We start from the raw sequence: 14,443 nt of genomic DNA on the forward strand, positions 1-14,443 counted from the left end.
CTTGATATTAATATTATCTTATAGAAACCATAAGTTCAAACCATTTTTTGAAAAATATTTTTATTATTTTTGGATAAAAATACCATTTGGCACAAAAAAAGAGTCGGATTTTAAAAATCCAACTCTAATTTATTAACTTTATTAAGCAAGTAATTTAATAACTGCTTCCCCAACTCCACGAGCCGATTGAGGATTTTGACCAGTGACCAAACGTCCATCAGTAACAACATTTTCTGTATAAGCTGCCGTTTTAGTGTGATTAGCACCAGCATTCTTCAAAGCTTCCTCAGTTAAGAATGGAACAGCATCAGTTAATTTATTGATTTCCTCTTACTCATTAGTAAAACCAGTCAGATTCTTACCATTGATCCAAGAATTGCCTTTTTCGTCTTTGATTGAAAGCAAACCAACTACTCCGTGACAGACTGCTGAAACAATACCACCACGGTCGTAAATAGTTTTAGCAATTTCACCTAAGGCCTTGTTTTCTGGGAAGTCCCACATAACACCATGACCACCAGCGAAGTAAATAATGTCATAATCTTTAGGATCAACTTGTTTTGCTGAAAGTGATTGGCCTAAAACTTGGTCACGATATTTCTCTTCATTATAGAAACTCCAGTTAGTTTCATCCATGGAATCAGGTGCTAAACTACCAGGATCGATAGGAACGTATCCGCCGTTAGGACTAACGTAATCGACATCGATATTATTATCCTTCATTACTTTGTTGAAATGAGTTGCTTCACTCAACCATAAACCTGTTGCTCGATTAATAGTTGGAAATTTTGCAGTATTAGTTACTACGATCAATGCTTTTGTCATTAAATGCCTCCGTAACACTTGTAAGTGATGTTGATAACTATATTGGAGATAAAAAATTAAAGCAAACATTTTAACTTATATTACCCACTTATGATTTAAAAAATCTTATTTACCTGGCTTTTTCATTGTTAATTGAATTCGATTACGATTCTCATCCACACTCAAAACCCAAACTGTCACAATATCACCAATTGTCACAACGGTACTAGGATCACTGACAAAATGGTCGGATAATTGAGAAATGTGCACTAAACCGTCTTGCTTAACACCAATATCAACAAAAGCTCCAAAGTCAATTACATTACGAACTGTACCTTGAAGTTCCATCCCTGGTTTCAAATCAGCCATCGTTAAAACATCTTGACGAAGCAGTGGTGCTGGCATACTGTCACGCAAATCACGACCAGGTTTACTCAAACCGGCGATAATATCAGTCAAAGTAGCAACACCGATATTTAACTGTTGAGCCGACTTTTCCTGATTCAACTGACTTAATTGTTGTTGCAATTTCGGAGTTCCCACCGCTTGTGGTGTTTCATCAATACTCTTCAACAATTCTCTAGTAGCAGAATAACTTTCCGGATGAATATCAGTATTGTCCAACGGATCACTTCCACCGATAATTCTTAGGAAACCGACTGCTTGTTGATAAGCTTTAGGGCCTAAACGTGGAACTGATTTTAATGATTGTCTGTCGGTAAATGAACCATTTTCATTTCTGAATTTGACGATATTTTTGGCTGTTGTCGCTGTCAAACCTGAAATATGCGTCAATAATTCTGGGCTGGCCGTATTAACGTTAACCCCAACTTGGTTAACCGCTGTTTCAACAACTCGATCTAATTGTTCATCTAGAGCTTTTTCAGGAACATCGTGTTGATATTGACCGACACCGATTGCTTTAGGATCAACCTTAATCAATTCGGCCAATGGATCTTGCAAACGACGACCAATACTAATTGCGGAACGTTCTTCAACGTGCAAATCAGCAAACTCAGCTCTAGCATTAGCACTGGCAGAATAAACCGAGGCTCCTGCTTCATTGACGATGACGTAATAAATTGATTGCTTGATAGTCTTTAAAATTCCACTGACAAATTCTTCTGATTCACGACTAGCAGTACCATTTCCAATGGCAATCATCTGAACGTGATACTTTTCTAACAGCTTTTTAAACTCAGGTGCTGCCGCTGCACGTTGTTTTTCACTAGCTGGCTTGTGAGGATAAATCACTTGCTTAGTTAGGAAACGACCATTAGCATCGATAATTGCTAATTTACATCCTGTCCGATAAGCAGGGTCAAAGCCCATTACAACCTTACCCTTCAAAGGTGCTTGCATCAGGAGGTGATACAAGTTATTACCAAAGACTTGAATAGCATGATTATCAGCTTTTTCTGACAATTGGCGACGTAATTCACGCTCGATAGCCGGTCCTAAGAAACGCTTGTAAGAATCCTCAAAAGCTGTATCGATTTTTTCAACCGCTAACCCACGATTACGGCCAACTAGTTTAGAATGTCCGTGACGTAAGATCTGTGTTGCATCGATAGCAATTCCTACGGTCAAAATCTTTTCCTTTTCACCACGGTTGATGGCGAGGATTCGATAAGGTGGAACTTGTTTTAATTTTTGTTGGAAGTCGTAATAAGTTTCATAAACTGCTTGTTTGTCTTTTTCCTTAGCACCACGTTTTAATTTGCTAGTCAATTCACCATTTTGCCAAGTATATTGTCTGATCCATTCTCTGAAATCAGCTCGCTCACTGAAGTTTTCGGCTAATATTTCATGTACTCCAGCCCAAACTGCTGCTAAATCTGGCAGATTTTTCTTGGCATCGATAAATTCTTGAGCCTTTTTATCTAAATTTCCATTTGGAAAAGTTAACAACCATTTAGCTAAGGGCTCTAAGCCAGCTTCCTTGGCAATCGTAGCCTTAGTCCGACGTTTTTGCTTGTAAGGAAGATAGAGATCCTCAACTTGTTGCAATACTGTTGCCTGTTCTAGTTTTTGTTTGAGTTCAGGAGTTAACTTACCTTGTTCCTGAATCAATTTTAAAACATCTTGACGTCTTTGGTTGAGTTTCATCAAACGATGTGTTTCATCTTCAATTTCTCGAATCGCCACTTCGTCCAATGTTCCCGTACGTTCTTTTCGATAACGAGCGATAAAAGGAACTGTGTTTCCTTCATCTAATAAACTCAAAACCGCTTGAATCTGTTGAACACGATATTGATTCAATTGTTGATGAACTGGTTTTGCCAAATCCACCATTTTGCTTTCTGCTTCTTTAGTTGCCATTGTAGTGCAATCCCTCCATCGTCGATTATCAAATACTTTTTAATTATACTCTATTGTTCTTTTGATATCTTTTCTCAGCTAATTTTGGACTAGACTTAATATCCAAAAATGAGTAGACTTAAAGAGTTGTATATCAAATAGCTCAAATTACTGCATAGCTAACCGTAACTGGTTAGTTTTTTTATGTGAGCAATTTTAGTTAAATAGATGGAGTCAATAATGGATATCAAAGAATTAAACATTGCCGGCCTAAATTTAGATAGTTTTGTTGGTTTAAGTCATATTGGCAATGGTAAAAATCAAGACATCGAAAAATATTATCAATCATTTCAAACGTGGCTCGATTGGAATAACGTTATCGATGTAGTAAACAATTATAAAAACATTCATATGGATCTTCATTACGTAACTTCACACGATTTTTTGGTCTGGTTATTACATTACGGAGACATATATGACAATCTTTTGCGACACTGTTTGAATCAAAATCCTTCAATGGATTACAAAACAGCCGCTAGAGATTTATACAAATTACGAGAATCTCATCCCAAATTTTCATTTACGGTTGCATTAGCTGCACACTTCGATGCACATGATTTTTTATCAGATAAAGATTTAGATCAGTTTATTCCAGTTTTAGCTAACATTCCTAATAATAGTTCAAAGAAAAAAGACCAAATGATTGTTTCAGAACTAGGTGAAAAACTTTATGAAGCAATTTACAGTCTATCAAATTTTGCAGTTGAACGAGTTTCCCAAGAATGCTTTTAAAAACAAAATAATAGCTAACAAGCCAATTAAGGTTTGTTAGCTATTTTTGATTAGTTTTGATCGTACCCCACCAATTAGGAAAGATTTCTTTCAAGGTAGTGGTTTCGCAGCTAAATATAATCTTTCCTAAATATCCATCTAGATTCCCCTCTTAATATCTTATGAATATAAATATAACATTTATAAAAATGTTCTTGAGATAACTTGACGAACTACCCAACTTATTTGAAAGTTAAATTATCAAATATCAAAGGATTGATAATATTGTTCAGGGTAATTATTTCGGATTCAATCAAAAATTCATTCTCAAAACAGAACTGCGCCAAAGACATTAATATCATCGAAACTAAATTAACTAATAATCTAAATAATGATTTTTATAGAATCAAACCAATTCGAACGGATAAGAACCACCAAACTTTTGAAATGAGGGTTCATCTTGATTCAAAGAATTATCGAATGGCTTTTGGCTTAAAAGATCATCTTGCTTCTGTCTTTTATTTGAGCACCAATCTACAAAAGAAAAGTTTCGACAAGGAGGTTCAAAAAAATTACGAAAAGGATAAAAATCACTCAACTAAAAAGTATCATTAAAGCTCAGTTTAAAAATAATGATGATTTAACTTTAAAAATATTAACTTTCAAGAAAGATCGTAGCTTGACTTTAATTTGTCATGATAATCAATATTTGATTGAAGAAAGAGGTTTTTATCAAAAAGATTTTCCCCTAGATTCAAAGAAAGCCTTACTTAAACAAGCAATGAGACTGGCAAAAATTGAATTTTATCGCAGTAAAACACTTTATTTAGAGTAACCTGCAAATAAAGTTTACAAACTGATACTCTATTATATAGAACTCACCGAGAAAGTTGGTAAAAAATGACATTAACTATCATCGACTATTTAATAATCGCTATAATTGGCTACCTGTTAATTACCTATGCTCTCCCACCTGCACTTGTGAAGGCAAGTATTAAGCATGACGAAATAGCTTTAAAAATACAATTCGATGAATTATATGAAAAAATCGTTGATTTGACGACTGACAATTCCATCTTCAAAACTTTGTCTAAGGATGAACAAAAGACTGGAAAAGCTCAACTGAAAGATTTTTCTGATAAATGTTTTGAAATCTATTCTAATGAAGATGATGATATAAAAAATCGTTATCATAAACTTTTAGATTATAAAAATCAAATTGACCAATTTAGATCTTCTATCCAAAAAGAGATTGCCTAACCAATTTGGCGATCTCTTTTTTAAATTGTTAATTCAATTTGGTTTCCTTCTGGATCCAATACCACGCTTTCGTAATAACCGTCACCAGTTACTCTTGGTCCACTCAAATGAGTATAGCCGTCTGCTTCAATTTGTGCAGAGACCTTGTCAACAGCTTCTTTTGATCCCAAGGACATGGCAAGATGCATGTACCCTAAAGGATAACCAGTAAGTTTTTCTGTATTTAAATTTTCACGAGTACATACTTCCAAGCGTGCTCCATCACTGAAAGTCAAAAAGCGTGATGAGAAGGTTGTTTTAGGATTGTGATATTTCTCTGAAGCCGTAGCGCCAAAGTATTTCTTGTAAAATGAAACGGTATTTTCTAAGTCTTTAACGAATAAACCGACATGTTCAATTTTCATTGTATTGCTCCTCAAAGGCTTTATTAAGCTTATTTAAGTTAATTAATTAAGCATGCGTTTAATATATCATTCAATAAAGCTTTGAGCAATATTTTTATTTATGCCCATCACGTAATTCATATAATTGTTCGGTCAAACTTTTGTCACTATTTTTCAATAATTCACAGATATTTTGCTTATCAATGAATTCAACATTCTTCCGTTTCAAGAATTCCAAAATAGTTGGCAACATTTGTCGTTCTTTAGATTTTTTTACGTAATATGGTTTTAATGTCAAATAAACGATCTGTTCATCTTTAGTCGTAATTTTTAATGTAAAACTTTCATTCATTAATTGTGAAGTTCCTGGTGAATAATTACTATGTCGTGGATTATAACCCAATAGCTGCAAATGAATCTCAATTTCTTTCATTTGTTGATAAGGAATAAACTTAGTCTTTCGCATCTTTAGTAGTGCTTTGATTGGCATGATTAAATTATCCCAAGAACTATATACTTCTTGATTATCAGAAATATATCGAATTCCCCTTTTCTCTAAGCTCCAATAATTGTAATAACATTTATAATCATAAGGATAAAACCAAACAACTATCATATATAAAATAACTGCAATTAATAGAGACATCCAAATATTGCCAATAAATCCCATCAGTATAGGAATTAAAACGATAATAATCAAAATCACAGCCGCCGCCTTACTCTTAGGACGTCCAAAATCAAATGGAAAATGTAAATACGGCTCACCTGTAATCAACTCATCTAATGAAATATCCAATAAACCACTCAGTGAAATCAGATTATCAATACTAGGTAGATTTTCACCTAATTCCCATCTAGAAATAGATTGTCGTGAGATCATTAGTGATTCGGCTAATTGTTCTTGTGTCATTCCATTTTTCTTACGATACTTAATAATATTATCCGCTAATGCCATCTTTCTTCTCCCTGTAAGCCCTTACCTAAATAATAAACTTTTTTTAAATAAAATCAGCGTTATAACGGTAATTTTTCCAAACGCAACTACGATGTGCATGCTTTAATAGCGGGTTCTTGCCATAATTAAGTCGTAAACAAAGTTAATTAACTAATCGATGCGCATCTCATTTAATTGGGAGGAATTAATTATGATTACATTTGGGAAGAAACTTTCATACAGACCTTTGTTGGTCAGTCTATTTGCCAGTTTAGTGGGTTTTACTATCTTTAGAATTTTTAATAATTGGAGTAGTTACGCTGTAGCGTTAGGACTTTTTCTCTTTTTCTTCTTCATTTATTACTGCAACAGTTCGACCGTACTTTTCCAATATTGGGAAGCCGATAAAAATAGCCTTCGTTATAGTGATTTGACCAACTTGAAACACCGCATCTTTCTGATGTTTTTTCCATTCGAGAATAAGTTGACTGTCATCAATAAACAGGATATTGCTTCAATTAAAATAATCGGCCATCTTGATGATGACGGTATCCCTCTAGCTGTTCCTTACAGTGCAGCCTTAGGAATTTTAACACCAGCACTCTTAATGGCAAAGAATCCTTTCTCACTTGAAATAACTACTATTTCTAGTCAAATCTATACTTTAGATTTCTCCAGAGACTATGCGTATAATAAAAAATTAACTATCCAAAAATTGAATCAAGTTCTTAAAAACTTTGATGACGGTAAAATCACAATAGAAAACAAATCAAATTTGAATCTACGCTAAAAAAAGCCTTGAGTTTTCTCAAGTGAAGTGAACCCCATTAATTGGAGTTTATTTTAAGCAATAAGTCGGTCGGAAAGATTTCGGTATTCTACCGGGGTCTTTCCGGCCAATTTTGCTTTTATTCGTTTATTGTTGTAGTAGTAGATATATTTGGATATTTCCTCTTTCAAATGTTCATATGAACTGTACTCGTTGTTATGTACAGTTCCTACTTTTAAAATGTGAAAGAAACTTTCCATTATCGCATTATCCAAGCATGTTGCTTTGCGACTCATGCTTTGGATGATGCGATTTTTCTTTAGTCTAGATACATACTCATAGTTTTGATACTGAAATCCTTGATCAGAATGTATCGTCATTCGGTAAGGCAGTTCTGGTAATCTCTCAATCAACGCATCCAATGTATCTGTAACGAATTCGACGTTAGGATGAAGACTTATATTCCAACTGATGACCTCATCACTGTACATATCCATGAATGCCGTAAAATATGCTCTTTCTGATGTGGTCCCATTACCCCAGCGAAGTTCAGTAACATCGGTAGTGATCTTCTGAAAGGGTCTATCGGTAATAAACCTTCTGTTTAGTTTGTTCTTGGCTCTTTTGCCAACATTTCCTTTATAAGAATTATATTTTCTAGTTTTTCTATCAAAGGCATGACAAAGGAGTCCGTGTTTGTTCATTATTTTAAGAACTAATTTATGATTGGCCTTGATCCCACGGTTATGAAGTTCCATTGTTACACTGCGATATCCATAGTCTTTATACTCTGTACGAATTGATTTGATTTCAGACACTAGCTCTTCTGGATATGACTTGTAAGAATGGCTCTGTGAATAATGGTAACTACTACTGGACATGTTTACGACTTCTAATATGATTGCCAAGGGTTCGTTGAATTCTTGCCTTAACTCATTTATTATTTGTGCTTTTTCTTGATTTGAGAGTTTTTCTTCTTCTGAGTTAAGGCATGCAATTTTTCCAAGTAAGCTACCCGTATCTTAAGCCGACGATTCTCTTCTTCTAAATGTTTAAGTTCTTCTGCCGTACGTGGTTTTTTATCAGTCATTTTCCCAGACCGCCTATCATTTGGTTTTAGGCGACCCGATTCAAGATCTCGTTCCCATTGCCAGATTGTCGTAGGATTACGGATCTTATATCTTTTAGCAGTTACTGGATATGATGCTCTATGATCGACTCGCCAAGTTATTACTTTGATTTTAAACGAATAATCATAGAAAGTCTTTGAGTAATTGTTGGTGAGCCCTTCAACTCCAAATTCTTTGAACAAACGTACCCAATGATAAATAGTTGCGGAGCCTTTGATACCGTACTTTCTAGTGATAGACGTGTAGCTTTTACCTGAAAGATAATCAAGAACTACCTTAATTTTAATTTCTTTTGAAAACATAAAAAGAACCTCATAAGTTTGGATTACTCCAACTTATGGGGTTCAGTTCAAAGACTTTTTCTATAGAACGAACTTATTAATGACTTCAGCTAAAGCATCATGATTATTATCAGCTTTTGTTATATACTTAGCATTTTCTTTGACGATGTCAATTCCATTAGCCACACTGACTGGCAAACCAACAGCTTTTAACATTGGTAAATCATTACTATTATCACCAGCAGCAATTATTTCTTCTGGTTTAATTCCTAGGATCTCACCCAACTGGACTGAGGCACTGCCCTTATCGATTCCAGCTGGATTAAATTCAACATAACGACCAGATGAGAAAGTAACAGTTAATTTAGATGCATCAACTTGTGATTCAACAGCTGCTTTCATAGCTTTACGGTCCTCAACAGTTGGCAATGCCATGATAACTTTCATCACATTCATATCTTTAAATTGATCAAAATCAGCATTTTCCATTATTTTGAAAGATACACCACGATTCTCTAAATAATCCGTATCTTCTTTGATTGGATTATAAATATAAAGGACATCTTGAGTATAAACGTGTGTAGATGCATTCTTATTTTTTGCACCAACGTTAAAAACAGCCTTAGCTACATCAAATGGCATCGCATTAACAGCAATAGGACGATTATCCTTATTTTCCAAAATCAATCCCCCATTGTAAGAAATGGAATATTGTTTTGGTTTATCTCGTAAATTCATTTTTTCGAGGTCATTTTGAAAAGAAGTATAACTCCGACCGGAATTAACTACAAAGTAAACACCCTTTTTTGTGGCAGCATGAATAGCTTCAGCGTTCTTGTCAGACAAAGAACCATCATCATTCATTAAAGTTTCATCAAGATCACAGACAATCATTTTATACATAAGTAAATTCCTCTCACATTAAGGTTACTTTTCCACCTTATCGAAAAAGGATTATAATTGCAACCGATTCCAAAAATTGGTCAAATAGTATTAAAAAAAGATAACCCATTATCTGGATTACCTTTTCATTAAGAAGCTAATTGCTCGAGGACATTCAAGACACCCTCATCATTGTTTGAATCAGTCACATGCGCAACTTGATCCTTAATTTTTTGTTCTGCATTTTGCATAGCATAACTATTTGGAGTAATTTTTAGCATTGGCAAATCGTTCTCGTTATCACCAAAAGTCATGATTTCATCATCAGCTACATTGTATTTTTCTTGAAGCTCACGAAGACCAGCAGCTTTATTGACGGTATCTTCACTGATTAATTCAGTATTGTATCCAGAAGTTTGACTGGATAAACCTGATGGCAACATTTCACGTAAGCTCTTCATTTTGGCATCGAAATCAACTTTAGAATCAAAGGTTACTCCAATACTAGTGATTTGATCCTCTAAACGTTGAGGTGTAGCCGTGGCCAAATCTGGTACACGTAACAAGTGATTGTAGTAACGATATGTCATATCAAACGCTGCTTTGGAAATATTTTCATCAACATAAGCTGATTTGTAGCCAACAACTAAATGTTCGGCGATATCACTTGGTGCAAATTGATGATTAATTACATCCAAAGTCTTTTTGACAGCATCTGCTGGAATTTCTTGAACTAACAATGGTTCTCCGGCACTATGTACGACAGCACCATTTTGTGAAACGAAGTCCATTTCTTGATTAAATTCATCGAATTGATTGAGTAAACGCTGATATTGAGAGCCCGATGCAGCTGCTACGTGAATATCTTTTGCACGTAATTTTTGTAGGATTTCTCCAAAGCGTTGGTGGTTATAAGTATTTTGATCATTGAGGAATGTTCCGTCCATGTCAAAAGCTACTAACTTAATAGTCATAAATTACCTCCTTAAAAACATCTTTATATCATATCACAAATAGATAACTATTCCCTAAAAATAAAACCGAGTGTAATTTTTATTATATAATTAGATATAATTTATTTATTAGAACTTTATTAAATAGGAGATAAAAATGACTCCAAATATTAAAAATATTCTTGTAGCTATCGACGGTTCACTCAATGCCAATCGTGCTTTCAATCAAGCTGTCCAATTAGCTCAAAAGCTCAAAGCTAATCTATATTTGACTCGTGTCGTTGAAGATTATTACTTAAATGAAGATGATGGCATCCTCCAAATGGTCAATTACGAGGATGATCCTGAAGTGATAGAAGCTCGTGATGATTTAAATCAAAAATTTATGATGACAGTCTACCCCATTAAGGACACGTTTTTAAGAATTGGTGATCCTAAAAAAATTATTGCCAATTATCTAGTCCGAGGGTTAAAAATTGATTTACTAATTATTGGAAAATATGGAAAAAGCAACAACCAACAAGCAAACTCAGGTACAATAGCTGAATTTTTAAAAACAAATGCTCCTTGCCAAGTATTAGTTGTTGATTAACATAAAATGATTTTTTTAGAAAGTATTTTATCCAAATAAAAAAATTAAAATTACTGATTTTTAATATCCCACAACTTACTCACCAACTATAATTGCTAAATAAAATATAGTTAGGGGTTTTGATATGACGTATAAACTAATTGCCATCGATATTGATGATACTTTATTAACTAGTGCCAAAACTATTTCTAGTCAAACTAAGGCTCAAATTCGACTAGCTTTGGAAAGAAACATTAAGGTTGTCCTTTGTTCTGGTCGTCCACACAAAGCCATGTACAAATATGCTCAACAGCTTGGTATTTATGGAACGAATCAATATATGATCACTAACGGCGGTGCTATTATCGAAAATCTCAATAGTGATATAATCTTTCAAAATACTCTACCAAATATTTTTTATCATTATTTTGTCGATTTTGTTGATAAAAATTCGCTATCTTATTGTGTTTTTGATGTGAACGGCAACGTTTATACTAGCAACCATTCTGATATTGATCCTTTTACCATTGCAATGGCCTTTGAAAATGGCGACGGTTTACACATTAGAAATCCCGAAGAAATGCCAAGTAATTTTGAAATAACTAAAGCTGTGATTAATGGTGATGAAGAAAAAATCAATCGTATCACTAATTTTATTAAAGCTGAGTTTAGCGATTACTTTGTTGTTAGAACTGGTATCGGTTATTTAGAAATTTTTCCTAACGATGTCAATAAAGGAATTGCACTAAAGCATCTTGCCAATCATCTAAATATAAGTCTCAGTGACATTATTGCTTTTGGTGACCGTGACAATGACATTCCTTTATTGGAAACTGTTGGATTAGGTATTGCAATGAAAAACGCCACTGTTGGTACAAAAGCTGTCTGTGACTACATTACAACTGATAATAATCATGACGGTGTCGGTAAAGCATTGGCAAAATTTGTCTAAAAAAAAAGAGAATTGAAGTTAACAGCTTCAATTCTCTTTTTGATTAATAATTCAAATGTTTGTCTTGATCTAAAGCACTGATAGCTTTAATTTCATCATCATCTAAATTGAAATCGAAAATGTCAAAGTTTTCTTTAACACGAGCAACTTTAGATGATTTAGGAAAGACTACAAAGCCAGTATCAATATGCCAACGCAATACTACTTGAGCAGCAGTTTTGTGATGTTTTTTCGCAATCTTATTGATAGTTTCGTCTTCTAGAATCAAATGACCATGTCCAATTGGTGAATATCCTTCATTGACAATACCATTATCTTCATCAAATTTACCCAATTCTGATTGAACCTTGTATGGATGACGTTCGATTTGGTTGACCATAGGCTTAACTTTGCACATTGCAAAGACTTTCTTCAATTGGTCCTCTGAGAAGTTTGAAACACCAATAGCTTTAACTTTACCTTGTTCATAAAGTGTTTCCATAGCTTTCCAAGTATCTAGTGTCAAATCAAAGTTGTCTTCATTTGGCCAGTGAATCAAGTATAGATCCAAGTAATCCATTTGAAGATCTGCCAAAGTTTGTTCAAAAGCCTTTAAAGTCTTATCGTATCCTTGATCGGCATTCCAAACTTTTGAAGTGATAAATAAATCTTCTCTTTTAACATCTGCTTTCTTAAAAGCTTCACCAATGGCTGCTTCATTACCGTAAATGTGAGCACAGTCAAAATGGCGATACCCAGCATCTAAAGCACCTTGAATAGCAGCAGGAACATCAGCGTTATCAATTTCATAAGTTCCAAAACCTAACATTGGAATTGATACACCATTACTAAATTCTTTATATTGCATACAAATTTCTCCATTCTCTTGAGTCATTCTACAATAAATTTAATTAAATAGAACACGTTTACATTATATCATTTTACAAACTAATTAAGGTAACTCTTGAGAAAAGCCATCTCATCATCATTAGCTTTTTTAGCAAGTTCGTCTTTTTGATTAATCAAGAAAACATGTCCACGTGGATTTTTCTCATCACCATACATCTTGCAAATATGGGGAATATTTTTGGCTGTCAAAAAGCCATCCATCTTAAAGGCATTATTACGCAAGAAATCTTGATTAGCAGTGGAAATATATGCTGGCAAGAAATCTTTAGTAATGTATTTTTCGACGTTTAATTGTTCTGAATATTTTTGAACCGACTCTGGAGTAAAGTAACCAGCCACAGCTCCCTTGATAGCATTTGGTTCGGCCATAAAATTAGCGGCACTATTTAAAACAACTGCTTTAAATTTCAAGTCTGTCATTTCGTAATCGAAAAGTTGTTGATATTTTGGATTGGTCAAAATCGTGACATATTGTTCTGCCATTTGACCACCAGCACTGTCTCCCATCAAAAAGACATTACTTTTATCCAAGTTATACTCATCAGCGTGTTCAGCCACAAAGTGAATATAACTATTTACATCATCCAATTCTTTTGGAAAAGCTACATCCGGCGCCAAACGATAATTGGCATTCACGAAGGCGAAACCACGTTTAGCCCAATTTAAGCCAAAGAATTGATAAGTCTCTTTAGTTCCATAGCACCAACCACCACCGTGAATATTAATAATGGTAGGAATTGGCTTTGTAGTATTTTTAGGCAAATAAATATCTAATAGGTTCCATTTAGGATCCGGACCATATATTAAATCATTGATCCGTGTCACTTCAGGAATTTCTGTTGGTAATCCAGCATCACGTTTATCATCTTGAGTTTTAAATTGTTTTCTCATTTGTAAAATTGCTTCTGTAATATTCCCTTTCATAGAAAGCGCCTCCAATTACATAGTAATTCTACCATAGACTAAATATGACTCTGTTTAGATGTAGACTTTTCAGTGATTTTTTCATAAACAATCAATAGAATCGTTCCAACGATGATTCCTAAAGCATTGGCAATTACATCATTAATGTCGCTTGTACGATTGATTAAGAAAATGTGGGATAGGAAAAATTGGGCTGTCTCAATTAAACCGCCAATTAGAAATCCAGCAAGTGCCATGGATATTATTGAAATTTTTGGAAGATAATATTTGATCAAAAATCCTAATGGTACAGTCAAAATAATATTTTCAGCGAATCCTAGTTCCCAAATATCTAATTGATGTAAATTCACTTGCCCGATACCAGATGGCATCAAGTAAACCGATGAACCATCAAATGAAATTGGCGTGAATAAAATAGTTGCTAGAAATGTTAAGTAAATTAAACTGATTAAATTGAAACGACGTTTTTCAAAATCTTTAACAAAATTGAAGATGGTCAATCCTAAACATGAAGCTATTGTCAAAATGAATAATAACGGTATATATCGCATATTTTTTCTCCTTTCGTCTTTTTTTCTTATTTGTTAGTTACTACTTTAATGGAAAAGTATTTAAACTAGCTTAAGAAATGATGACGAAA

Annotated in this window: 16 protein-coding genes and 1 pseudogene; 6 read left to right on the top strand and 11 right to left on the bottom strand. The window is 34.0% G+C overall.

Going from position 1 to position 14,443, the window contains the following annotated elements; all coding sequences use genetic code 11:
• Positions 1–141: 141 nt before the first annotated feature.
• A pseudogene (locus G6534_RS05580) lies at positions 142–825 on the bottom strand (type 1 glutamine amidotransferase domain-containing protein).
• 105 nt (positions 826–930) lie between these two features.
• Positions 931–3,126, bottom strand: a complete 2,196-nt coding sequence (locus G6534_RS05585; RefSeq protein WP_082666907.1) for a Tex family protein — start codon at positions 3,124–3,126, stop codon at positions 931–933.
• Between the two features lie 219 nt (positions 3,127–3,345).
• Between G6534_RS05585 and G6534_RS05590 the strand changes: the two genes are divergently transcribed.
• The 3 genes from G6534_RS05590 to G6534_RS05600 all read left to right on the top strand — a co-directional run bounded on the left by G6534_RS05590 (position 3,346) and on the right by G6534_RS05600 (position 5,136).
• Complete coding sequence (locus G6534_RS05590) at positions 3,346–3,897, top strand: hypothetical protein (protein ID WP_182083238.1); 552 nt, start codon at positions 3,346–3,348, stop codon at positions 3,895–3,897.
• A gap of 204 nt (positions 3,898–4,101) precedes the next feature.
• Complete coding sequence (locus G6534_RS05595) at positions 4,102–4,491, top strand: hypothetical protein (protein WP_059073892.1); 390 nt, start codon at positions 4,102–4,104, stop codon at positions 4,489–4,491.
• A 285-nt stretch (positions 4,492–4,776) separates the two neighbouring features.
• Positions 4,777–5,136, top strand: coding sequence for a hypothetical protein (locus G6534_RS05600; protein WP_059073893.1), 360 nt, complete (start codon positions 4,777–4,779; stop codon positions 5,134–5,136).
• 20 nt (positions 5,137–5,156) lie between these two features.
• Here the strand turns inward: G6534_RS05600 and G6534_RS05605 are convergent, their stop codons facing one another.
• Complete coding sequence (locus G6534_RS05605) at positions 5,157–5,540, bottom strand: VOC family protein (RefSeq protein ID WP_059073894.1); 384 nt, start codon at positions 5,538–5,540, stop codon at positions 5,157–5,159.
• Positions 5,541–5,634: 94 nt separating this feature from the next.
• A complete protein-coding gene (locus G6534_RS05610; protein WP_059073895.1) occupies positions 5,635–6,474 on the bottom strand; it encodes a helix-turn-helix domain-containing protein in 840 nt (279 codons plus the stop codon).
• 190 nt (positions 6,475–6,664) lie between these two features.
• Here G6534_RS05610 and G6534_RS05615 point away from each other — a divergent pair, with 190 nt between their 5' ends.
• Positions 6,665–7,243 carry a hypothetical protein gene (locus G6534_RS05615; RefSeq protein ID WP_182083239.1) on the top strand — a complete coding sequence of 193 codons (579 nt, stop codon included), beginning with the start codon at positions 6,665–6,667 and terminating at the stop codon, positions 7,241–7,243.
• A 53-nt stretch (positions 7,244–7,296) separates the two neighbouring features.
• Here the strand turns inward: G6534_RS05615 and G6534_RS05620 are convergent, their stop codons facing one another.
• The 4 genes from G6534_RS05620 to G6534_RS05635 form a co-directional block, all read right to left on the bottom strand.
• Complete coding sequence (locus tag G6534_RS05620; RefSeq protein WP_182083263.1) at positions 7,297–8,220, bottom strand: IS3 family transposase; 924 nt, start codon at positions 8,218–8,220, stop codon at positions 7,297–7,299.
• Positions 8,163–8,654: a helix-turn-helix domain-containing protein gene (locus G6534_RS05625; RefSeq protein WP_182083036.1), complete on the bottom strand. Its 492-nt coding sequence runs from the start codon at positions 8,652–8,654 to the stop codon at positions 8,163–8,165. Before G6534_RS05625 ends, G6534_RS05620 begins: the two co-directional genes overlap by 58 nt.
• A 60-nt stretch (positions 8,655–8,714) precedes the next feature.
• On the bottom strand, positions 8,715–9,536 hold the full coding sequence (locus G6534_RS05630) for a Cof-type HAD-IIB family hydrolase (protein ID WP_059073897.1): 822 nt from the start codon (positions 9,534–9,536) through the stop codon (positions 8,715–8,717).
• Positions 9,537–9,664: 128 nt separating this feature from the next.
• On the bottom strand, positions 9,665–10,489 hold the full coding sequence (locus G6534_RS05635; protein WP_182083240.1) for a Cof-type HAD-IIB family hydrolase: 825 nt from the start codon (positions 10,487–10,489) through the stop codon (positions 9,665–9,667).
• 136 nt (positions 10,490–10,625) lie between these two features.
• On the opposite strand from G6534_RS05635, the gene G6534_RS05640 reads away from it, so the two are divergent.
• Positions 10,626–11,060 carry a universal stress protein gene (locus G6534_RS05640; RefSeq protein WP_059073899.1) on the top strand — a complete coding sequence of 145 codons (435 nt, stop codon included), beginning with the start codon at positions 10,626–10,628 and terminating at the stop codon, positions 11,058–11,060.
• A gap of 124 nt (positions 11,061–11,184) precedes the next feature.
• Positions 11,185–11,991, top strand: coding sequence for a Cof-type HAD-IIB family hydrolase (locus G6534_RS05645; RefSeq protein WP_059073900.1), 807 nt, complete (start codon positions 11,185–11,187; stop codon positions 11,989–11,991).
• Positions 11,992–12,034: 43 nt separating this feature from the next.
• Here G6534_RS05645 and G6534_RS05650 read toward each other — a convergent pair whose 3' ends face one another.
• From G6534_RS05650 to G6534_RS05660, 3 genes are all read right to left on the bottom strand, one after another.
• Positions 12,035–12,838, bottom strand: a complete 804-nt coding sequence (locus tag G6534_RS05650) for an aldo/keto reductase (protein WP_059073901.1) — start codon at positions 12,836–12,838, stop codon at positions 12,035–12,037.
• An 80-nt stretch (positions 12,839–12,918) separates the two neighbouring features.
• Positions 12,919–13,803: an alpha/beta hydrolase gene (locus tag G6534_RS05655; RefSeq protein WP_059073902.1), complete on the bottom strand. Its 885-nt coding sequence runs from the start codon at positions 13,801–13,803 to the stop codon at positions 12,919–12,921.
• 38 nt (positions 13,804–13,841) lie between these two features.
• Positions 13,842–14,354 (bottom strand): VanZ family protein, encoded by a 513-nt coding sequence (locus tag G6534_RS05660; protein WP_059073903.1) that lies wholly within the window; start codon positions 14,352–14,354, stop codon positions 13,842–13,844.
• Positions 14,355–14,443: the final 89 nt, after the last annotated feature.

This window comes from Companilactobacillus pabuli (assembly GCF_014058425.1).
Lineage (GTDB): Bacteria > Bacillota > Bacilli > Lactobacillales > Lactobacillaceae > Companilactobacillus > Companilactobacillus pabuli.